This is a genomic window from Kitasatospora saccharophila (genome assembly GCF_039529925.1).
GTDB lineage: Bacteria > Actinomycetota > Actinomycetes > Streptomycetales > Streptomycetaceae > Kitasatospora > Kitasatospora saccharophila.
The window spans coordinates 35,289-55,127 of record NZ_BAAANS010000041.1 but is presented as its reverse complement, the minus strand read 5'-3'; the positions used below and the strand labels follow the sequence as shown (position 1 = coordinate 55,127).

Here is a 19,839-nt window from a genome sequence, read left to right as displayed (position 1 = left end):
TGGTCAGCCGGTCCGATCCGTCAGGCGACGGGGAGGTCGAGGCCACTGCGGTGCTTCTGCCAGGCGGCGTAGCCCGCGTACCCGGCGCCGGCCGCGAGCGCGGCGCCGGCGAGCAGCGCGCCGGAGCCGAAGGCGGGGGTGTCGACGGTGGCGGCGGTGCGGGTGATGGTGATCCGGTCGATCTCGGTGCCGGCCTTGGCGCCCTCCACCGAGATGCCGCGCACGGTGAGCGTGGCGGTGCCGCCGGGGGCGGCGGGCTTGACGTCCACGGCGAGCAGGTTGTGCCCGCGGTAGCGCACCCGGGACCAGTCGACCGCCTCGGTGACCTTGCCGCCGGAGCCGAAGTACCCGGCGGTGACGCCGGAGACGTCCTTGACGTTGCCCGCGTAGCTCTCCGCGCCGTTCGCGGGCAGGCTGTACAGGCTGGCGCCGCCGCCGCCCGCCACGATGTACGTGGTGCCGTCGGTGACGGGGTCGACGCTGTCGCCGACGGCCGCGGTGCGGGTCGGCTTGCCGCCGCGGATCGGGTCGGTGCGCTCGTACATGTGGTTGTGGCCGTTGATGACCAGGTCGACCGCGTACGTGTCGAACAGCGGGGCCCACTTCTCCCGGACGCCGCCGTCGGAGACGTGGTTGGTGGTCACCGCGTAGGCGCAGTGGTGGAAGAAGACGATGACGAAGTCGATCGTCGGGGTGGCCCGCAGGTCGGCGAGGGTCTTCTCCAGCCAGCTGGTCTGGGCGCCGCCCGAGTAGCCGCGGTTGGCGGGGATCTCGTAGGAGACGTCGTTGGCGTCCAGCGACAGCACCGCGACGTTGCCGTAGGTGAAGGCGTACACGCTGGGGCAGCCGGTGGGGCCGCTGGTGGGCAGGTCCAGGCGCTTGGCGTGGCCGCCGTAGCCGTTGGGCGAGTACCAGGACTCCATGTCGTGGTTGCCGGTGGCGACCATCCACGGCACGGACCGGGCGACCGGCTCGATCTGCTTCAGGTAGCTGTCCCACACCCCGGGGTTGTAGCTGTCGGTCAACTTGCCCTGGCCGCTGGAGTCGGCGTAGCAGATGTCGCCGGCGAGCAGGTGGAAGACCGGGTTCTGCGCGGTGATCTGCGCGTTCTCCAGCGCGGCCTGGCTGCTGGCGCCCTGGTCGCCCATCGCGGTGAAGGTGAACGGCTTCAGCGCGGAGCCGCTGCCCGCGGGGCCGGTGGTGAAGGAGTTCACCGGGCCGGACGCGGCCTCCAGGCCGTCGTGGCCCACCGCGTAGTAGTAGGTGGTGTCCGGCGAGAGCTTGTCGAGCGCGGCGTGCCCGTAGTACTGCTCCAGCGGGGCGCCGGTGCCGTAGTCGCTGTGCAGGTTGCGGATCTCGGCCTGCACGGTCTGGCTCAGGTCGGTGGGCGAAGTGCCCACCCGCAGGACGGGGTTGGCGACGGCGGACGGCACCTGCCAGCCCACCCGCATCTGGGTGGCCGGGTCGTTGCCGAACGCCAGGTGCCGGCCGAACGGCACCACGGCCGAGCCGGGCGTGTCGGCGTACGCGGTGCGGCTGAGCAGCATCGGCCCGGCGGCGGCGGCCGCGGCACCGAAGATGCCGGCCCGCAGCACGCTGCGCCGCGACAGGCCCCTGCGGACGTCCTGCCAGTACTCGTACTGCTCGGCGATGGTCATCTCGTCGGCCCGGCGGCGCGACACCCGGAAGCCGGGAAGGTCCACGGGATTTCCCCTTAGCTGGTCTCTGGTGGTGCGGAAGCGGAACCTCGCCTTCGCCTGATGGAGGTTCATCCCCGGAGATGACTCGCCCGCAGACAACCGGTGAACAGTCGTACGATCCGACCGGACGGACCGGTGAAGATCGCCTGGACGAAAGCTGGAGGTCCCTGGGCACTCACCGGGCCCGACCGGCCGCTCGCCGAGCCCGGCCGGCCGCTCACCGGGCCCGGCCGGGCACCCCCCTGTCGCGGCCGCTACCGCCCGGTGGTGAACTGGGACGGTGAGCGACCAGCCCCGCAGCAGCGAACCCCCGATCCCCGGCACGGCCGTCGAGCGCCGCCCGGCCCCCGTGGTCCGCTGCCGCCGCTGCCACCGCCCGCTGCGCAACCCGGAGTCCCGCTGGGAGGAGCTCGGCCGCCACTGCGCCGACGCCCCCGCCCCGACCCGGGTCTACGCCATCGACCAGGACCGGCTGCCGGGCACCTGAGGGCGCGTCAGGCCACCGCCATCGTCCCGGCCGTCAGCACGTCCCCGCACGCGCAGCCCGGCAGCGTCGCCGGGTGGGTCGGCGGACCGTCCCACCCGGCCCGGCGCTCCCGGTCGGCGCGGGCCCCGGCCAGCACGGCGCGGTGGACGGCCCGGGCCAGCCGGGAGCCCCACGGCGAGCGGGGGCCGCCGAACGGCTCGGGGTCCCGGCCCGGGAGGGCGGTGCGGACGGCGACGCAGAGCGCGTCGGAGGGGGTGCCGGAGCAGTCGTACCCGGCCTCCAGCAGGGCCTGGACCTTGGCCTCGGTGGCGGTGGTGAGCAGGTTGACCAGCCCGGCGTCGGAGACCGGCGCGGGGACGACCGCCAGGATGTTGATGGTGCCGGGCACGTACCCGGACGGGAGGTCGGGCGCGGCGGCCCAGGTCGGGACGCCGATGCCGGTGGTGACCACGGCGGTGGCGCCGCCGTCCTCGGCCCAGGTGCAGGCGTCCACCTCGGCGGCCGTCATCAGTCCCGTGCCGGGCCCGGACAGGCCCTGCGCGGCGGCGAGTTCGGCCAGGTGCTCGGCCGGGTCCATCCGCCCGTACCCGGCCCGCACCTGCGCGTTGAGCACCCAGTGGCGTTCGCCGAGCCCGCCGCCGAGGACGCCCGAACCGGCCATCCGCCAGCCCGGACCGGCCCGCCAGACCAGCAGGTGCCGGCAGGCCCCGTCCTCGATCCGCCCCGCCCGCTGGACCCTGACCACCTGCTGCTCGTTCATGGTCCGCCACCCAACCACACCGGTCCGGTCGGGATTCGCCCCGGTCCGACCGGATGCGGCAGAGTGGCGCCATGACCCCGCAGCGCGCCGCGTCCGCCGCCCCCGCCTCCCGCGCGCCGGCCGCCCCGGCCGCCGGGGCCCGCCGCCGACCGGTGCAGCAGCGCAGCCAGGAGCGGTACGAGCGGCTGCTGGACGCCTGCGCGGGGCTGCTGGACGAGGTGGGCCCGGCCGGGCTGACCACCAAGGAGGTGGCGCTGCGCGCCGAGGTGCCGATCGGCACCCTCTACCAGTTCTTCGCGGGCAAGGAGGGCCTGCTGGCCGCCCTCGCCGAACGCAACCTGGCCCGCTTCCTGGACGGCCTGGCCCGCCGGGTCGCCGCCGGTCCGGGCGCGCCGGGCCCGGCCGCCTTCGCCGACCACGCGGTGGACGAGTTCGTGGCGATGAAGCGCGCCGTGACGGGCTTCGGGCACCTGGACTTCGGCCTGGTCGACGCCGTCCCCGCCGAGGTCGACGACCTGCACCTGCTCGACGCCGAACTGGACAACAACGCGGCGGTCGCCGCCCGGCTGCGCACGATCGGCGGCGAACTGTTCGCGGCCCCCGGGTACGCGCTGGTGCTGCGGGTGGCGATGGAGTGCGCGGACGCGGTGCTCAAGCTGGCCTTCCGGGCCGACCCGGCGGGCGACCCGGTGCTGATCGCCGAGTGCAAGCGGCTGCTGCACGGCTACCTGGCCGACGCCCCGCCCGCGCCCCCGCCCTGAGCGCGCCCGCCGCCCGCCGCCGCGCCGCCCGCCTTTGCGCCGTCCGGGTGCCCGCCGCACAGTGGAGGGGGAAGCTCAGTGCCCTGTCCGTCCGCCCGCGGGAGTGTCCGATGCAAGCCACGGTGGGTGACCACGTCCACATGTACAGCAGGTCGGTCGGCATGACCGACCGCAGGGGTGAGATCGTCGAGGTGCGCGGCACCGACGGCGAACCGCCGTACCTGGTCCGCTTCGAGGACGGCCACGCCGGACTCGTCTACCCCGGCCCCGACTGCGTCGTCGAGCACCGCCTCGGCGAGGAGCAGCGCTGACCCCCGGGCCCCGCCGGGCCCGGTAGGAGGAGTGCCCGACCTTGTCGCCGCCCCTGCCCGGCCCGCTGGCCCACCTCGCCCCGCTGCTCGACGACTACGGCTACCTGGCGGTCGGGGTGCTGGTGTTCCTCGACAGCTGCGTGGTCCCGGTGCCCGGCCAGACCATCCTGGTGCTGGCCGCGGTGTACGCGGGCGCCGGGCAGCTCTCGCTGCCGGTGCTGCTGCTGGTCGCCTTCCTGGCCTCGACCGCAGGCAACACCCTCGCGTACGTGCTGGGCCGCACCGGCGGCCTGGCCGTCGTCCACCGCTGGGGCCGGTACGTCCGCCTCACCCCCGAGCGGATGGAGCGCGCCGAGTCCTTCTTCCGCCGCCGCGGCGCGCTGGTGGTCACCGGCGCCCGGTTCGTCGACGTGCTGCGCCAGACCAACGGGCTGATCGCGGGCACCACCGAGATGCCCTGGCGCCGCTTCCTGCCGGCCAACGCGCTGGGCGCGGCGCTGTGGGCGGGCGTGTGGACGGCGGTCGGCTACTTCGCGGGCAGCAACATCGACGCCCTCTACCGGCAGGCCGTCCGCTACCAGGTCCTGCTGTTCGCGGTGCTGGCCGTCCTGGTCCTGCTGCTGGTCGCCCGCACCTGGCTGCGCCGCCGCCGGCGCCCGCCCCGGGACGCCGCCGCCGGCCGCATCCCGCACCAGGCCGACCCGGACGGCGCCGACCCCGACCCCGACCCCGGCACCGGCAGCGACGCCCACACGGATGCCGACGCCGACCCCGACACCGACGGGAACGGCCGGCCCTGAGGGTCCGGGGCAGCCGGTCCGGGCCCCGGCGGGCCGGGCGCCGGTCAGCGGAAGTTCACCACCTCGAAGGCGGCCGCGAAGCGGGTGCCGAGCCGGGCCCCGGCGGCCCGGCCCATGCCCTCCAGGAACTCGGCGGCGTTGGCCATGTCGCCGCCGAGGCCGTCGAGGTAGGCGCGGTGGGCCTCCAGCGAGGCGACGCCGGCCGCGAAGGTGTCGGTGGTGTCGGCGGCGTGCAGCCCGTCGGGGGACCCGGCGGCCCAGAGCTGGCGGACGCCGTTCCAGGGCTGGTGGCCCTCGGCGGTGAGCTCGCGGAAGACCCAGCGGTTCCCGGCGTCGCGCACCGCGTCGAGGGCGGCCCGGCCGACGGCGATGTGGTCGGCCTGGTTGGGGAGGACGCCGCCGTAGGTGTCGCGGAAGTTGGTGGTGATGACGATGTCGGGGCGGTGCCGGCGGATCGCCCGGGCCAGGTCGCGGCGCAGCGGCAGCCCGTACTCGACGGTGCCGTCGGGGTGGCCGAGGAACTCGACGGTGTCGACGCCGACGATCCGGGCGGACTCGACCTGTTCGCGTTCGCGGACGGGGCGGCACAGCTCCGGCTCCGTGCCGTCGATGCCCGCTTCGCCGCTGGTGACCATCAGGTAGCTGATCCGCTTGCCCTGGCCGGTCCAGCGGGCGACGGCGGCGGCCGCGCCGTACTCCATGTCGTCCGGGTGGGCGACGACGGCGAGCGCGGTGTCCCAGTCCTCGTCGAGCGGCTGGTACGGGAGCGGGGCCCGGTCGGTGCGGTCGCTCATGGTGTGCTGCCTTTCGTTCGGGCCCCGCCCCCCGGCTGCCGGGCGGGGTCAGCGCGCGGTGCGGATGGCGTAGTTGAAGTCGGCGTGGCCGTAGTGGCGCATCAGCCGCAGCCAGAACGGCATCAGCATCTCCAGGCCGCGGGCGGCGTCGATCCCGCCGAGGTCGAGGATGTCGGCGGCGGGCCAGCCGAACTCGGTGAGCAGGGCGACCACCTCGGCCTTGCCCCCGGCGTCGTCGCCCGCGACGAACAGCTGGTGCTCGCCGGGGACCCGGCCGGGGTCGACCATGACCTCGCAGTTGACGGTGTTGAGCGCCTTGACCACCCGGGTGGCGGGCAGTGCGCGCTGCAGGCGCTCGCCGACGCTGTCGTCGTTGACCGGGTCGAGGGTGACCTCGCCGGTCGGGGAGAACACCAGTGGGTTGGAGACGTCCAGCAGGGTCTTGCCGGCCAGGTTCTCCGCCCCGGCGAGTTCGACCGCGGCGAGGGCGACGGTGCCGCCGGTGGCGTTGACGACGAGTTCGCCGAAGGCGGCGGCCTCCGCGAACGTCCCCGGGCGGGCGAGCGGGCCGGAGCGGGCCGCCCAGTCCTCCGCCGCGGCGTTGCCCTTGCTGCGCGAGCCGAGGGTGACCTCGTGACCGAGGGCGACCAGCTTGCCGCCCAGGGTCTGCCCGACCGTTCCGGTGCCGATGATTCCGATCCGCATCCGCCTGCTCCGTCCCCGCGTCAGATCGTCGACTCGTCGTCGATTCGAACGCACCCTACAAGAGGGCGCCCTGACGGGTGATCAACTCCGCGGGACCGCCGTCCCCTCCCGCTGCCGGCGGCCCCTTCTCCCCTCCACGGTAGCCGGGCTCTAGGAGGGGTGCTCCTCGGTGCTGTGCGAGTCGGTGAGGGTGAGCGCGCCGCCCGCGGTGACCAGGCCGACGATGACCGCCAGCACGGCGTAGGTGATCCGCTCGCCGTGGAAGAAGGAGCTGACCAGGCCGCTGTCCCAGGTGCCGGCGGGCAGCTGGGTGGTGACCAGGGCGGCGATCAGGGTGCCGACGACGGCGGTGCCGACGCTGCTGCCGACCTCCTGGGCGGTGTCGTTGAGGGCGGTGCCGATCGAGGTGCGGTTCTCCGGCACGGCCTCGACCAGGGCGATCGCGCAGATGGTCATGACGGTGCGCAGGCCGATGGTCATCACGACCATGCAGAGCGCGATGACGGCGTAGCCGTGCGAGACGCCCCAGGCGAGGCCGGCCAGGGAGCCGGCCAGGCAGGCGGCGCCGACCAGGCAGGCGACGCGGTGGCCGAAGCGCTTGGCGAGCCATTCGGACAGCGGGGTGGCGGCGAGCATGGTGACGATGATCGGCAGGTTGGCCAGGCCGGCCTTGACGGGGCTCCAGCCGTAGGCGTACTGGAAGTGCAGGATCAGGCCGAACATGACGGCGGCCATCGCGATGGCGGTGCCGATCTGGGCGATGGCGGCGCCCCGGACGGTGCCGCTGGTGAAGAGCTTCAGGTCGAGCATGGGGGCGGCGGTGCGGCGCTCGTGCCGGACGAACACCACACCTGCCAGCAGGGCGCCGAGGATCGAGCCGATGGTGGCGGCGGAGGTCCAGCCGTGGTCGACGCCGCTGGTGAGCGAGTAGCAGGCGAGGCCGATGGTGGCGACGCTCAGCACGGCGCCGGGCAGGTCGAGCCGGTCGCGGGTGAGGTCCTCGGGCCGGTCGGCGGGGACGCCGAGGCGCACGCCGATGGCGGCGATCAGCGCGATCGGGGCGTTGACCAGCAGCAGCCACTGCCACTTGACGTGGGCCAGCGCGGTGCCGCCGAGCAGCGGGCCGAGGACGAAGCCGGACATGCCGACGACGATCATCACGGTCATCGCGCGCATCCGCAGCGCCGCGTCGTCGAAGAGCCGGAACACCAGCGAGTTGGTGATCGGCGCCATCGCGGCGGCGGCGACGCCCAGGCCGGCCCGCAGGGCGATCAGCTGCCCGGCGCCGGTGACCAGGGCCACGCCCAGGCTGAGCAGGCCGAACACGGCGAGGCCGGCCAGCAGGACGCGGCGGCGGCCGAGCCGGTCGGCCGTCGATCCGGCGGTCAGCAGCAGGCCGCCGAAGGTCAGCGAGTACGCGCCGGTGACCCACTGCAGCGCGGTGGTGCCGCTGCCGAGGTCGCGGCCGATGGTGGGCAGGGCGATGGACAGCAGCGTGTTGTCGACCATCTCGACGAAGAAGGCCAGGCAGAGCGCGGCCATCGGGATCCATGCCGCGCGCAGCGACGGATAGGTGCGCGGTGCCGCTGGGGCGGCGGCGGTGGTTGCGGTGCCGTTCATGGCGGCCTCCTCTCGGGGCGGGTGTCACACATTATCGAACCGAGTTCGATACTAGAACCACGTTCGATAATCTGGCAAATGTGGTTGGATGAAGGGCATGACACCTCCGCGCCAGCGCCCCGCCGACCGCCCGTCCCGGGAGCGCCGGCGCGCCTCGCACTCCATCGAGGCCGTCCTCGGCGCCGCGGTGGAACTGCTGGACGAGGCGGGCGAGCCCGCCCTGACCATCCGCGGCCTGGCGAGCCGGCTCGGTACCGGCGTCGGCAGCGTCTACTGGTACGTGTCGGGCCGGGACGACCTGCTGGACCGCGCGGTCGACCACGTGCTCGGCGGGGTGCTGGCCGAGTTCGAGCGGCACCCCCGCACCGGCGACCCGGTGGACGAGCTGCGCGCGATGGCCGTCACGCTGTTCGAGGCGGTGGTGGACCGCCCCTGGCTGGGCTCGCGCTTCATGCGCGGCATCGACGCGGAGGGCAACTCGCTGCGGCTCTACGAGGAGCTGGGGCGGCAGCTGCTGCGGCTCGACCTCACCCCGCTGCAGCGCTTCCACGCCGTGACGGCGGTGCTCGGCGTGGTGGTCAGCGCCGCCGCCGACCTGGGCCAGGAGCCGCCGCAGGCGGTGGTGGACGGCCTGGTGGAGCGCGAGGAGTACCTGGGCCGCTACGCCACCGTCTGGCGCGCGCTCGACCCCGGGGAGTACCCGTTCCTGCACGACGTCGTCGACGAGTTCGACGGCCACGACGACAAGGCGCAGTTCCTCGCCGCCCTCGACCTGACCCTGGCCGGCCTGCGCCTGCAGGCCGGCCGGGCACCGGGGGCCGACGCCCCGGCGGAGGGTTCCTGAGCCCTCCGGCGGTCCGTTCCGCCGTCGCCCGTCGTCCCCACCCCCGTTCGGCTCGCGCCGGTGCCGGCCGCCGCGCTACTGCGGCGCCGCGCCGGCGTGCAGGCGCAGCAGCAGTCCGTGCAGGACGGCGCGTTCGGCGGGGTCGAGCGGGGCGAGGAAGGCGTCCTGGAGGGCGCGGGCCTCGGCCTGGAGGCCGGCGAGCCGGGTGCGGCCGGCGGCGGTGAGGGTGAGGGTGAGCCGGCGGCGGTCGGCGGGGTCGCGGGTGCGGTCGATCCAGCCGCGGGCGGCGAGCAGGTCGGCGGCCTTGGCGAGGTCGCTGGGGTCCAGGCGCAGGCGCGCGGCGAGTTCGCGCTGGGTGTGCGGGCCGAGGTCGGCGAGGGCGGCGAGGGCGGCGTGGTGGTACAGCCGCAGCCCGTCGGCGGCGAGGCTCTCGGCGAGGCGGGTGCGGGCGTCCTTGCCGGTGCGGGAGAGCAGATAGGTCGTCAGTTCGCGGAGCGAGGGCGGGGTTTCGGTGGGATCGGCCATGGAGCAATCATAGGTTCGGCCCTATAGTGGGTGCGAACCCACTGTTTTGGAGGCCCCCGTGGACGCACTGCACCCCCGCCTGCTCGTCGCCGACTTCCCCGCCTGCTTCGCCTTCTACGACGCCGTCCTGCCGCCGCTGCTCGGCGCCCACCGCGTCCAGGGCTCCGCGCGGGGCCCGTACGCGCACTGGGACGTCGGCACCGAGGCCGTGCTGGTGCTGTTCGACCGGGCCGTGATGGCCCGCACGCTCGGGGCGGACCCGGGCCCGCCCGGCGGCGACGCGTTCGTCTGCCGGGTCCCGGACGTGGACGCCGCCTACGAGCTGGCCGTCCGCAACGGGGCCGCGGCGGTGCTGCCGCCCACCGACCGGCCGGAGTGGGGCGAGAAGACGCGCACCGCCCACCTGCGCGACCCGGAGGGCCGACTGATCGAGTTCCAGTCGTACTGACTGCCCGTGGGCTCGTACGCTGGCCGGATGTGCTGGAGCGCGGAGGCCGACCTGGCCGCCGGGGCCGTCGTGGCGGCGGTCGGCGTCGGCGCGGTGCTGCGCGCCGGGCCGACCCGGCGGCTGCCGCTGGCCGCGCTGCCGCTGCTGCTGGGCGCGCACCAGCTGCTGGAGGCGGGCGTCTGGTCGGGCTGGGCCTGGGCCCGGACGGCCTGGGCGGTGATCGCGCTGCCGCTGCTGCCGCTGTACGTCCCGGCCGCGGTGTGGTGCGCGACCCGCCGCCGCGGCGCCGGGTGGTTCACCCTGCTGGGCGCGGCGGTGGCCGGGCCGCTGGCGCTCGCGCTGGCCGGCCGCCCGGTGGCGGTGGTCCGGCACGGCCACACCCTGGGGTACGCGGTCGGCGTGCCGGTGCCCGGGCTGCTGCTGGCCGGGTACCTGGTGGCGGTGCTGGGCGCGCTGCTGTGCTCGGGCGACCGGTACCTGCGGCTGCTGGGCGGGGTCGCCGGGCTGGGCGCGCTGCTGTGCGGCCTGCTGTGGCGGCTGGCGTTCGTCTCCACCTGGTGCGCGCTGGCCGCCCTCGCCTCGGTGCTGCTCTACCGCTGGTCGGACTTCAACTGGTCGATCAGCGCCAGGACTTCGGCAACCGAACCGCCCGGGTCGGGCACCGGGTAGAGCACCGCGCGCACGGTGCGGGCGGCGTCGACCACCAGGGTGAGCCGCTTGAGCCGGTCGGCGCCGCCGGCCCGGAAGGTGGGCAGCCGCAGGGCCCCGGCCAGCCGCAGCGCGGCGTCCGAGAGCAGCGGGAACGGGATGCGCTGGTGGGCGGCGAACGCGGCCTGCTGGTCGGGGCGCTGGGTGGAGACGCCGTGCACGGTGGCGCCGCGCTCGGCGAAGGCGTCCGACCGGTCGCGGTAGGTGCAGGATTCGAGGGTGCAGCCGGCGGTGCCGGGGATGTCGTCCCAGCCGGGCGGGTAGCCCTGGCTGCCGGGGGCGTAGGCGCCGGGGAAGCAGTACAGCACCGTCCAGGGGGTGCGGGCGACCGGGTCGGTGAGCGGCGGACGGGTGCCCTCCGAGGCGGCGGGCAGGGCGAGTTCGGGGATCCGGGTGCCGACCAGGGCGTGCACCCGGCGGGCCTCGGCGGAGTCGGGGCGGGCGGTGGCGGTGAGCGTCCCGTCGCCGAGCAGGTGGCGGCCGCCCCAGTCCTGCAGGGCGACCAGCACGGGCAGCAGCCCCCAGCCCTTGTCGGTCAAGTGGTAGGCGTAGCGCGGCGGGTGGGCGTGGTAGAGGCGCTTCTCGACCACGCCGTCCTCGACCAGGGCGCGCAGCCGGGCGGTGAGCACCTTGCGGCTGATGCCGAGCGACTCGTGCAGGGCGTCGAACTGGTGGGTGCCGCCCGCGAGGTCGCGCACCAGCAGCAGGGTCCACCAGTCGCCGACCACGGACAGCGCCTGGGCGATGGAGCAGTCGGTGTCGCCGACGTCGGTGTAGCGCATGCGACCACCTTGCCACTGCCGGACCCGCACCGCCTATAGTGAGTTCCCCAAAGGAACTCACTAGCTGCCACCAGGGACGACACCGCATGAGCACCACCGGCACCACCAGCACCGACCGACCACTGCGGGCACCCGCCACCGCCCCGGCGAGCTCCTTCTGGCGCTACTGGACGGCCACCACCGTCAGCGGCCTCGGCGACGCCGTCACCGCCGTCGCCCTGCCGCTGACCGCCGTCACCGTGCTGCACGCGAGCGGCTTCCAGGTCGGCCTGGTCACCGCCGCCGGGTACGTGGCCTGGCTGGTGATCGGCCTGCCGGCCGGCGTCCTGGTGCAGCGCCTGCCGCTGCGCGGCACCCAGATCGCGATGGACCTGCTGCGCGCCGCCGCCATCGCCTCCGTCCCGCTGGCCGCCGCGTTCGGCGTGCTCGGCCTGCCGCACCTGGTCGCGGCGGCGCTGGTGGTCAGCTTCGCGAGCGTGGTGTTCGACGTCGGCAACTCCACCTTCCTGCCCGCCGTGGTGCCGCCCGGGCAGCTCACCGCCCGCAACAGCCTGACCTCCGCCACCCACGCGGCCAACCAGCTCGCCGGGCCCTCGCTCGGCGGCCTGCTGGTCCAACTGCTGGGCGCCGCGACGGCGCTGGTGACCGACGCGGTCAGCTTCCTCTGCTCGGCCGCGCTGCTGCGCACCCTGCCCCGGGCCGCCGCCGAGCGCCCCGCGCCGAACGGCGACCGGCCGTCCTTCCGGGCCCAGATCCGCGAGGGCTGGCGGTACGCGACCCGGCACCCGGTGGTGGGCCCGTGCCTGGCCGAGGCGACCGCCTGCAACTTCGTCTGCGGCGCGCTGATGGCCGTGGTCCCGGTGTTCCTGGTGCGCGCCGTGCACGCCCCGGCCGGGCTGGTCGGCGTGCTGATGGCCGCCGAGGGCGCCGGCAGCCTGGTCGGCGCGGCGTTCACCCCCCGACTGGCGGCCCGCTTCGGCACCGCCCGCACCCTGGTCATCGGCTCGCTGTTCGGCGTGCTGACCGCCCCGCTGATGGCGCTGGCCCCCGGCGGCGCCGGCCTGCTGCTGTTCGCGCTCGGCAACGCCGGGTTCGGCGCCTCCGTGGTGGTGCTCAGCATCCTGACCCGCACCTACCGGCAGACCACCACCCCGGCCGCGCTGCTGCCCCGGGTGATGGCCACCGTCCGCTTCGTCTCCTGGGGCGCCATCCCGGTCGGCGCGCTGGCCGCGGGCGGCGCCGCCTCGTTCTGGGGCCCGCGCACCGCGCTCGCCCTGGCCTGCGCGCTGACCGTGCTCTCCCCCGTCCTGCTGCTCTCCTCCCGGCTGCGCGGCGCCCGCGACCTGACCGACCTCGCCGCCTGAACCCCGCTGCGGGTGCAAAGGTCCGTTCGTGCTCGTACCGTCGAAAGGGGGGCGTCACCCGAACGGGCGATGAAATCCAGACGAGGAGGCACACCTGATGCTTACTCAGTTCCGGACCGAAACGGCGCCGCCGTCACGCACGGCGACGTCGACCGAAGCCGCCGCGTTGGCGAGCCTGATGGTGGAGGACGAGGCCGCCGTGTCCGACGCGCCCACGTACTCGCCCGAGGCGGTGGGAGCCGGGCTCCTGGTGCTGGGGCTGCTGCTCTCGCCCAAGCCCCCGAAGGAAGCCAAGCCGACCCGGTGACCGGGACGGCCTGACGACCGGGCCGGTCCGCCCCCGCGGACCGGCCCGGCCCCGCACCAGGAGGAGCCCCCGCCATGCCGTTCGCCGAGACCCCGCTGCGCGACGAGTACGCCGCCGCCGTCGAGCACCTGGCGCGCCGCACCCTCGACGCCCTCCACGACGACGCCGCCCCGCCCCCGGAGGCCCCCGGAGCCGACCGGCCGCTGCTGGCCGCGGCCCGCGTCCTCGGCCCGGACCTCTTCGCCCCCCGGCTGCTGGCCGGCGCCGGACCCGACGGCCCCACCGCCGCCCTGCTCGCCGAGGCCCGCCGCACCCTCCCGCCCCCCGCCGCCCCGTCCGCGGGCGCCGCCCTGGTGATCGCCTGGCAGGACTGGGCCGCCGGACGGCTCCTCGCCCGCACCCCGTACGGGGACGGCGCGCCGATGCCGCCCGCGCCGCCCGCCCCCGGGGAGAGCGGCTGGCAGACCTGGTCGGTGCGGATGTCCCAGCTGTCCGGGCTCGCGCTGCCCGGCCTCGACGGGCCGGTGCACGACAGCGCCCGCACCCACGCGCTGTCCCTCGCCCGCGGCACCGTCCGCGCCCTGCTCCGCCGCGACCAGACCACCGCGGCCCGGCTGGCCCGCTGGCTCGCCTGGACCGACGCCGAGGGCCTCGCCCCGCGCCTGGAGGTCGCCCCCGTGCTCGACCGGATCCGGCTGGCCGGCGACGGCAGCGCCCGCACCGCGCTGGGCCTCGCCATCGCCCACCGCCTGCTCGCGGCCCCCGGCGGGGGGAGGCCCGCGCCGTGACCGGCACGCCGCCCCTCGTCCCCGCCCGCCGCCCGCACCCGCGCACGGCCCCCGGCCCCGGAAGGCGCACGGCATGACCGACACCCACGTCCTCGGCACCGCCCAGCGGCTCGGCTCCCGCGCGCTGTCCTGGCTGCACGCCGCGCACCGCGACGGCCTCGGCCGGATCCCGGACAACACCCTGATCGACTTCGCCGACGCCGACAACGCCTACAAGCCGCTCGGCGAGGTCGCCCTCGCCGCCTCCCTCGTGCTGCGCGACGGCGTCAGCGGCCCCGCCGACACCCGGACCGCGCGCGAACTGCTCGACGGCTGCTGGGCCCAGCTGCGCGAGGGCGACCTGCTGTACGAGCGCCAGCTGCACCACTTCACCATGACCGACCCGCTGGAGACCTACGGCCACTTCGCCCGGGCCGGCTACCGGCACCCGCGGCTGGAGGAACTGCTCGACTCGCTCGCCCGACTGCGGGCCGCCCACGCCGAGGAGATCCGCCCCAACCGCCGCCTCGGCGTCGCCAACGCCCGCCGGGTCGTCGGCCTCGACCACCGGCCCGACTGGGAGGCGCTCGCCCTCGGCACCTGGCTCGGCGCCCGGCCCGAGCCCTGGGCGGTGAACTGGATGACCGGGTACGACATCACCCACACCGTCTTCCACCTCACCGACTGGGGCGCCCGCCCGGACGGCCTCCCCGAGCCGATGCGCGACTACGTCCGGGACTGGCTGCCGGTCTGGCTCGACGTGTGGGCCGAGGTCGGCCAGTGGGACCTGGTCGCGGAACTGCTGGTGGTCGACGCCTGCTGCGGCGAACCGACCACCGGCCGCCAGGGCTGGGACGCGCTGGCCGCCGTCCAGCACGAGGACGGGCTGCTGCCGCGCGACAGCGACCCGGTCGACGGGGACCGCGAGCGGGTCTTCCTGGACCACCAGCACACCGCCGTCGTCGCGGTGGTGGCCGGCGACGTCACGCTCGCCCGGGCCCTGCGGGCGACGGCCGCCGGGTGAGCGGGCTGGAGGCCGCGCTCGCGGCGGCGGTGCGGGCGGCCCGGGAGTCCGCCGCGACCGCCGTCACGGTGGCCGTGCTGACCGGCGACCGGGCGGAGGTCCGCTGCTCCGGCCGGACCGGCCGGGGGCGGGACGCGCCCGCCTGCACCCCGGACACCGTCTTCGAACTCGGCTCCGTCAGCAAGACGTTCACCGCCCTGCTGCTCGCCGCGATGGCGGCCCGCGGCGAACTCTCCCTGACCGAACCGGTGGACGACCTGCTGCCCGCCGACTGGCCCGCCCCGGCCGTCCGCCCCGCCGGGGCCGGCCCGGTCCGGCTGCTGCACCTGGCCACCCACACCTCCGGCCTCCCCCGGCTCCCGCCCGGCCTGCTCGCCAGCGCCCTCCCGGCCTGGAACAGCAACCCGTACGCGGCCTTCGGCGAGGAGCGGCTGCCCGCCGCCCTGGTCGCGACCACCGTGCGCACCGCCCCCGGCCGCCACTACCGCTACTCCAACTACGGCGTCGGCCTGCTCGGCCGGGCCCTCGCCGAACGCGCCGGCCTGCCCTACGGCGACCTGCTCGCCGACCGGGTCCTGTCCCCGCTCGGCCTCACCGCCACCACCTGCGCCCCGGACGGGCCCCGGCGGGCGACCGGCCACCGGCACGGCCGCCCGCTCCCGCCCTGGCGGATCCCCGCCCTCCCGGCCGCGGGCGCGGTCCGGGCCGGCGGCGCCGACCTGCTGCGCTACCTGCGCGCCCACCTCGACCCCGCCCCCGCCGAACTCGCCGCCGCCCTGCGCGACGTCCAACGCCCCCGGCTGCGCCTGCCCGGCTCCGAGGACCTGCTCTGCCTGGTCTGGAACCGCCGCCGCTCCGCCGGACGGAACGTCTACTTCCACTCCGGCGGCACCCGGGGCTGCACCGCCTTCGTCGGCTTCTCCCCCGACGGCCCGGTCGCGGTCGCCGCCCTCGCCAACGCCGGCCCGACCCTGAACGGACGCTTCGTCCAAGCGGGCTACGAGGTGCTCCGGGCCGCCGGGCGGAGCGCATAGACCCTAGTCGGACAGCCGGACGAAGCGCCGCCCCGCGTCGAGCAGCGCGGGCAGGGCCCGGGCGTAGCCCTCGCCGGTTCCGGCGTCCGGGTGGTTGAAGTGGCTGATCACGATCGATCCGGGCGGGGCGGCGGCCAGGGTCGCCGCCACCTGCCCGGGGGTGAAGGTGGCCCCGCCGTCCCCGTTCACCGCGAACCCGGCGACCCGCTCGCCGAGTTCGCCCACCAGCGCCACCGCGACCTCGTCGTAGTGCGCCGTCCCCGAGCGGAACCAGCCCGGTGCCCGCCCGAGCAGCCCGGCCAGCTTCGCCCGGTTGTCCGCCACCTCCCGGTACGCGGCGGCCGGATCGGCCGTCCCGGTGATGCCGTACGCCGAACGGCCGGTCACCGACAGCGGGCGGTGCGCGGTGCCGTGGTTGCCCAGCTCGAACAGCGGGTCGGCGGCCAGTTCCGCGAACGGGCCCGGGTTGGCGTCCACCCAGCGGGAGTTGAGGAACAGCGTGGCGGGCACCCGCAGCCGGCGCAGGGTGCCGATCAGCGCGGCGTCGTAGCCGTTCCCGCCCGGGCCGCCGCAGGCGTCGAAGGTCAGCGCCAGCGCCCCGCCCGGGACGTCCGCCACCACGCCCGGCAGGTCGGTGCCCCACTGCTGCGGCAGCTGCCCGGCGTGGCGGGCCAGCACCTGCTCCCGGGACGGCGGCGCGGGCGGCCGGGCCGGGTCCGGCGCCCCGGACGGGGCCGGGGCGGGGGCCGACGGGCCCGCCGGTGCTCCGGGAGGCGCCGCCCGCCGCGGCGCCGCGCAGGCCGCCGCCGCGAGTCCGAGCGCCGCCGCCACTACCGTCCGCCGTCCGACCATCTCCGCAGCTCCTCGCCGTGCGCCGGGACCACCGCCACGAGTGTCACTTCCGGGCCGGGCCGGTGCCATCTGCCAAGCTCGGCCGTATGGCTTCCTCCCCTCGACCGCACTACCTGCAGTGGACGACCGTCGCCCCGGTGCTGGCGTTCCTGCTGCTCCTGGCGACCTGGCACCGGGACCTGCCGTGGCCGGTGGTGACGCTGGTGGCCTGCTTCCTGGCGGTGTCGGTGGTGGCCGCCGTGCACCACGCGGAACTGATCGCGCACCGGGTCGGCGAACCGTACGGCTCGCTGGTGCTGGCGGTGGCCGTCACGATCATCGAGGTGGCGCTGATCGTCACGCTGATGGCGGACGGCGGGGACAAGAGCGCCGGGCTGGCCCGGGACACCGTGTTCGCCGCCGTGATGATCACCTGCAACGGGATCCTCGGCCTGTCCATCCTGGTCGGCGCCCTGAAGTACCGGGTCGCGGTGTTCAACGCGGAGGGCACCGGCGCGGCGTTCGGCGCGATCGCCACCCTGGCGACGCTGAGCCTGGTGCTGCCGACCTTCACCACGTCCGAGCCGGGGCCGCGGTTCTCCACCACCCAGCTGGTGTTCGCCGCGACCGCCTCGATCGTCATCTACGGCCTGTTCGTCTCGACCCTGACGGTCCGCCACCGGGACTACTTCCTGCCGGTCACCCCGGCGGGTGAGGTGGTCGACCCGATGGACGAGCACTCCGAGCCGCCGACCATGAAGGAGACGCTGGTCAGCGTCGCCCTGCTGTCGGTCGCCCTGGTCTCGGTGGTCGGCCTGGCCAAGGGCGTCTCCCCGACCATCGAGCGCGGCGTGGCCGCCGCCGACCTGCCCAACGCGGTGGTGGGCGTGGTGATCGCCCTGCTGGTGCTGCTGCCGGAGTCGATCGCCGCGGTCCGGGCCGCGGTCCGCAACCGGGTGCAGATCAGCCTCAACCTGGCCCTCGGCTCCGCGCTGGCCTCGATCGGCCTGACCATCCCGGCGGTGGCGATCGCCTCCACCTGGCTGTCCGGCCCGCTCGAACTCGGCCTGGGCGCCAACCACATGGTCCTGCTCGCGCTAACCGTCGCCGTCGGAACCCTGACCGTCATCCCCAAGCGCGCCACCCCGCTGCAGGGCGGCGTCCACCTGGCGATCCTCGGCGCGTACCTGGTCCTCGCGGTCAGCCCCTGACCCGGGGAGCGGCCCGCGCCGCCCTCCCGGGTCGTGCTCCGGTGCCCGGCCGACGGGTCAGCGGGCCCCGGGGCCGAAGAGGCGGAGCGGGACGGAGTCGGCGAGGGCCTGGTAGCCGGCCGGGTTGAAGTGCAGGTGGTCGCCGACGTCCAGGTCGGGGCGGAGCCGGCGGGGGGCCTGCGGGTCGCGGGCGGCGCGGTCGAAGTCGAGCACCGCGTCGAACTCCCCGCTGGTGCGGATCCAGTCGTTGACCGCCTGCCGCGACGCCTCGCGCAGCCCCGCGGCGTCGTCGTACTGGTTGCCGCCGAAGGGGGTGAGGGTGGCGCCGTAGACCGGGAGGCCCTGCGCGTGGGCGCGGAGCACGATCTGCCGGTACGCGTTGATCAGGTCCGCGGTGACGGCCTGCTGGGCCGCCGGGGTGGCGTCGGCGGTGCCGATGTCGTTGACGCCCTCGGAGACGACGAGCGAGCCGGCGCCGGGCTGCGCGAACACGTCGCGGTCCAGGCGGGACAGGGCGTTGGGGCCCAGCCCGTCGTTGAGGACGCGGTTGCCGCCCGCGGCCTGGTTGAGCACCGCGGTGCCCGCGGTGTCGGCGTGCTGGGCCAGCCGGGCCCGGAGCCGGTCGGGCCAGCGGTCGTCGCCGTTGTCGGTGGAGCCGCGGCCGTCCGCGAGCGAGTCGCCCAGGACGACGGTCGCCCGGTCGGCGGCCGCGGCCCGCACCTCGACGGCGCTCAGGAAGTACCAGTGGTTGACCTGGGCCGCGCCGTCCAGGTCGGCGTCGTCGAGGTGGTCGCCGCGCAGCATGTACGAGGTGGTGCGCGAGCCGGGGTGCGAGGTGATGCTCGTCGACTGCTGGCCGGCGGCCAGGTAGACCGTGACGGTGAGGGTCTCGCCCGCGGCGACGGGGAAGTCCAGCGGGTCGGTGACCATCTGCGCGCCGACCGGCACGGTGACCCCGGGCCGTCCGCCGAACGTCACCGGTCGCGAGCTGCCGGGCACGATCGCCCGCGCACCCGACCGGCCGTCGACCGGGCGAGCCACGGACACGGCCGTCACCGGCAGGGCGGCGCCGCCGAACGCGTTGGAGAGGTGCAGCCGCAGGGAGGGGCCGCCGAGCGTGACGTGCACGGTCTGCCGCAGCGTGGTGTCGGCGAACACGGCGCCGTCCTGCGTGTACGGGGCCGGCGGCATGTTGCCCGGCTCGGTCAGCTGCGGCATGGAGGTCCAGGTGTCGACCCAGTGCTCGTGCCCGTGGCCCGCCGCGTCCGCCGCGGCGGCGGGGCGCGCGTCGGCGGGCGCCGCCGCTCCGGCGCGGTCGGCCAGGGACCCGCCGAACGCGGCGGCCGTCACGGTGAGGGTCACGGTGGCGGCGACGGCCACCGTGCTCGTCGTCCAGCGGCGCAGTGCGGTTGTCTTCACGTACGGCCCTCTCCCGGTCCTGCCCGGCACGGCCGTGGTGCCCCCGTACCAGCCGGGCGGCGTGCGTTCCACGAGGCCGGATCGAAAAGTTTCGAACCCTGCCGGGCATGGGTTTGCATTGCGGACGGGCGGTAGCGTAACCGAGTTCGGACGGGATCGGACCCCGTCCGTTCGGAAAAACTCTCGAATCTTTCGAAAACGGAGCCGACGGACCCGACGGCCACCAGGCTCCGCCGGGCCCGGGCCGGAGCGGGCCGCTCAGGGCAGTCGGTTGCCGTAGAACGGGGCGTAGTAGAGGGCGAGTTCGGCCCGCAGGTCGAGGTCGGTGTGCCGTTCGGCCGCGACCAGCGGCGGGGCGGCCCCGATCTCCTCCTTGGTGCGGTCGACCCGGACGGCGCGCCGTTCCAGGTCGACCTCGCGGACCGTCACGGCCGGGAGCAGGACGCGGTGGTGGAAGATCCAGGGCGCGGTGTCGACCACCAGGTACTGCGGGCCGAAGTCCTCGGCCATCCGGTCCACCTTGCCGATCGCCCCGTCCTCGGCCTCCACGTGGAACCCGACCAGGTCGACGCCCACCCGGTGCCCGGACGCGTCCCGGTAGGTCCAGACGTCGACGTCGCGCCGCTGCTCGCTCATG

At 75.7% G+C, this 19,839-nt stretch carries 23 protein-coding genes; 13 read left to right on the top strand and 10 right to left on the bottom strand.

The genetic code is table 11. From position 1 onward, the window contains the following. Positions 1 to 20 precede the first annotated feature (20 nt). A complete protein-coding gene (locus ABD345_RS26850; RefSeq protein ID WP_344555460.1) occupies positions 21 to 1,703 on the bottom strand; it encodes a purple acid phosphatase family protein in 1,683 nt (560 codons plus the stop codon). Positions 1,704 to 1,980: 277 nt separating this feature from the next. Between ABD345_RS26850 and ABD345_RS26845 the strand changes: the two genes are divergently transcribed. Then, a complete protein-coding gene (locus ABD345_RS26845) occupies positions 1,981 to 2,187 on the top strand; it encodes a DUF6011 domain-containing protein (protein WP_344555458.1) in 207 nt (68 codons plus the stop codon). Positions 2,188 to 2,194: 7 nt separating this feature from the next. Here the strand turns inward: ABD345_RS26845 and ABD345_RS26840 are convergent, their stop codons facing one another. Then, complete coding sequence (locus ABD345_RS26840; RefSeq protein ID WP_344555456.1) at positions 2,195 to 2,947, bottom strand: adenosylcobinamide amidohydrolase; 753 nt, start codon at positions 2,945 to 2,947, stop codon at positions 2,195 to 2,197. Positions 2,948 to 3,018: 71 nt separating this feature from the next. On the opposite strand from ABD345_RS26840, the gene ABD345_RS26835 reads away from it, so the two are divergent. From ABD345_RS26835 to ABD345_RS26825, 3 genes are all read left to right on the top strand, one after another. Continuing rightward, positions 3,019 to 3,708 carry a TetR/AcrR family transcriptional regulator gene (locus tag ABD345_RS26835; protein WP_344555454.1) on the top strand — a complete coding sequence of 230 codons (690 nt, stop codon included), beginning with the start codon at positions 3,019 to 3,021 and terminating at the stop codon, positions 3,706 to 3,708. A 110-nt stretch (positions 3,709 to 3,818) separates the two neighbouring features. Then, complete coding sequence (locus ABD345_RS26830; protein ID WP_285740487.1) at positions 3,819 to 4,019, top strand: DUF1918 domain-containing protein; 201 nt, start codon at positions 3,819 to 3,821, stop codon at positions 4,017 to 4,019. A 41-nt stretch (positions 4,020 to 4,060) separates the two neighbouring features. After that, positions 4,061 to 4,819 (top strand): DedA family protein, encoded by a 759-nt coding sequence (locus ABD345_RS26825; RefSeq protein ID WP_344555450.1) that lies wholly within the window; start codon positions 4,061 to 4,063, stop codon positions 4,817 to 4,819. A gap of 44 nt (positions 4,820 to 4,863) precedes the next feature. On the opposite strand, the gene ABD345_RS26820 is transcribed toward ABD345_RS26825, so the two are convergent. The 3 genes from ABD345_RS26820 to ABD345_RS26810 all read right to left on the bottom strand — a co-directional run bounded on the left by ABD345_RS26820 (position 4,864) and on the right by ABD345_RS26810 (position 7,938). After that, positions 4,864 to 5,613, bottom strand: a complete 750-nt coding sequence (locus ABD345_RS26820) for a PIG-L deacetylase family protein (protein WP_344555448.1) — start codon at positions 5,611 to 5,613, stop codon at positions 4,864 to 4,866. Positions 5,614 to 5,661: 48 nt separating this feature from the next. Further along, positions 5,662 to 6,318 (bottom strand): NADPH-dependent F420 reductase, encoded by a 657-nt coding sequence (locus tag ABD345_RS26815; RefSeq protein ID WP_344555446.1) that lies wholly within the window; start codon positions 6,316 to 6,318, stop codon positions 5,662 to 5,664. A 150-nt stretch (positions 6,319 to 6,468) separates the two neighbouring features. Then, entirely contained in the window at positions 6,469 to 7,938 is a 1,470-nt protein-coding gene (locus ABD345_RS26810) for an MFS transporter (RefSeq protein WP_344555444.1), read from the bottom strand. Positions 7,939 to 8,101: 163 nt separating this feature from the next. On the opposite strand from ABD345_RS26810, the gene ABD345_RS26805 reads away from it, so the two are divergent. Then, positions 8,102 to 8,782 carry a TetR/AcrR family transcriptional regulator gene (locus ABD345_RS26805; protein ID WP_344555507.1) on the top strand — a complete coding sequence of 227 codons (681 nt, stop codon included), beginning with the start codon at positions 8,102 to 8,104 and terminating at the stop codon, positions 8,780 to 8,782. 75 nt (positions 8,783 to 8,857) lie between these two features. On the opposite strand, the gene ABD345_RS26800 is transcribed toward ABD345_RS26805, so the two are convergent. After that, positions 8,858 to 9,307, bottom strand: coding sequence for a MarR family winged helix-turn-helix transcriptional regulator (locus ABD345_RS26800; RefSeq protein WP_344555442.1), 450 nt, complete (start codon positions 9,305 to 9,307; stop codon positions 8,858 to 8,860). A 58-nt stretch (positions 9,308 to 9,365) separates the two neighbouring features. On the opposite strand from ABD345_RS26800, the gene ABD345_RS26795 reads away from it, so the two are divergent. Both ABD345_RS26795 and ABD345_RS26790 read left to right on the top strand, forming a co-directional pair. Then, complete coding sequence (locus ABD345_RS26795; protein WP_344555440.1) at positions 9,366 to 9,755, top strand: VOC family protein; 390 nt, start codon at positions 9,366 to 9,368, stop codon at positions 9,753 to 9,755. Between the two features lie 27 nt (positions 9,756 to 9,782). Then, positions 9,783 to 10,424 (top strand): DUF6629 family protein, encoded by a 642-nt coding sequence (locus ABD345_RS26790; protein ID WP_344555437.1) that lies wholly within the window; start codon positions 9,783 to 9,785, stop codon positions 10,422 to 10,424. Here ABD345_RS26790 and ABD345_RS26785 read toward each other — a convergent pair. Next, on the bottom strand, positions 10,346 to 11,245 hold the full coding sequence (locus ABD345_RS26785; protein WP_344555435.1) for a winged helix-turn-helix transcriptional regulator: 900 nt from the start codon (positions 11,243 to 11,245) through the stop codon (positions 10,346 to 10,348). The two genes, ABD345_RS26790 and ABD345_RS26785, sit on opposite strands and share 79 nt — an antisense overlap. 86 nt (positions 11,246 to 11,331) lie before the next feature. On the opposite strand from ABD345_RS26785, the gene ABD345_RS26780 reads away from it, so the two are divergent. The 5 genes from ABD345_RS26780 to ABD345_RS26760 all read left to right on the top strand — a co-directional run bounded on the left by ABD345_RS26780 (position 11,332) and on the right by ABD345_RS26760 (position 15,741). After that, on the top strand, positions 11,332 to 12,609 hold the full coding sequence (locus ABD345_RS26780; protein WP_344555433.1) for an MFS transporter: 1,278 nt from the start codon (positions 11,332 to 11,334) through the stop codon (positions 12,607 to 12,609). Between the two features lie 97 nt (positions 12,610 to 12,706). Beyond that, positions 12,707 to 12,916, top strand: coding sequence for a hypothetical protein (locus ABD345_RS26775; protein ID WP_344555431.1), 210 nt, complete (start codon positions 12,707 to 12,709; stop codon positions 12,914 to 12,916). A gap of 74 nt (positions 12,917 to 12,990) precedes the next feature. Beyond that, positions 12,991 to 13,704, top strand: a complete 714-nt coding sequence (locus ABD345_RS26770; RefSeq protein WP_344555429.1) for a hypothetical protein — start codon at positions 12,991 to 12,993, stop codon at positions 13,702 to 13,704. Between the two features lie 73 nt (positions 13,705 to 13,777). Further along, positions 13,778 to 14,707 (top strand): DUF6895 family protein, encoded by a 930-nt coding sequence (locus ABD345_RS26765; protein WP_344555427.1) that lies wholly within the window; start codon positions 13,778 to 13,780, stop codon positions 14,705 to 14,707. Further along, positions 14,704 to 15,741 carry a serine hydrolase domain-containing protein gene (locus ABD345_RS26760; protein ID WP_344555426.1) on the top strand — a complete coding sequence of 346 codons (1,038 nt, stop codon included), beginning with the start codon at positions 14,704 to 14,706 and terminating at the stop codon, positions 15,739 to 15,741. Before ABD345_RS26765 ends, ABD345_RS26760 begins: the two co-directional genes overlap by 4 nt. Positions 15,742 to 15,744: 3 nt before the next feature. On the opposite strand, the gene ABD345_RS26755 is transcribed toward ABD345_RS26760, so the two are convergent. Then, a complete protein-coding gene (locus ABD345_RS26755) occupies positions 15,745 to 16,593 on the bottom strand; it encodes a polysaccharide deacetylase family protein (RefSeq protein WP_344555424.1) in 849 nt (282 codons plus the stop codon). 86 nt (positions 16,594 to 16,679) lie between these two features. On the opposite strand from ABD345_RS26755, the gene ABD345_RS26750 reads away from it, so the two are divergent. Further along, positions 16,680 to 17,783 carry a calcium:cation antiporter gene (locus ABD345_RS26750; protein WP_344555422.1) on the top strand — a complete coding sequence of 368 codons (1,104 nt, stop codon included), beginning with the start codon at positions 16,680 to 16,682 and terminating at the stop codon, positions 17,781 to 17,783. Between the two features lie 57 nt (positions 17,784 to 17,840). Here ABD345_RS26750 and ABD345_RS26745 read toward each other — a convergent pair whose 3' ends face one another. Together ABD345_RS26745 and ABD345_RS26740 are read right to left on the bottom strand one after the other, a co-directional pair. After that, positions 17,841 to 19,202, bottom strand: a complete 1,362-nt coding sequence (locus ABD345_RS26745) for an SGNH/GDSL hydrolase family protein (RefSeq protein ID WP_425556877.1) — start codon at positions 19,200 to 19,202, stop codon at positions 17,841 to 17,843. A gap of 258 nt (positions 19,203 to 19,460) precedes the next feature. After that, positions 19,461 to 19,838 carry a PRC-barrel domain-containing protein gene (locus tag ABD345_RS26740; RefSeq protein WP_344555420.1) on the bottom strand — a complete coding sequence of 126 codons (378 nt, stop codon included), beginning with the start codon at positions 19,836 to 19,838 and terminating at the stop codon, positions 19,461 to 19,463. Position 19,839: the final 1 nt, after the last annotated feature.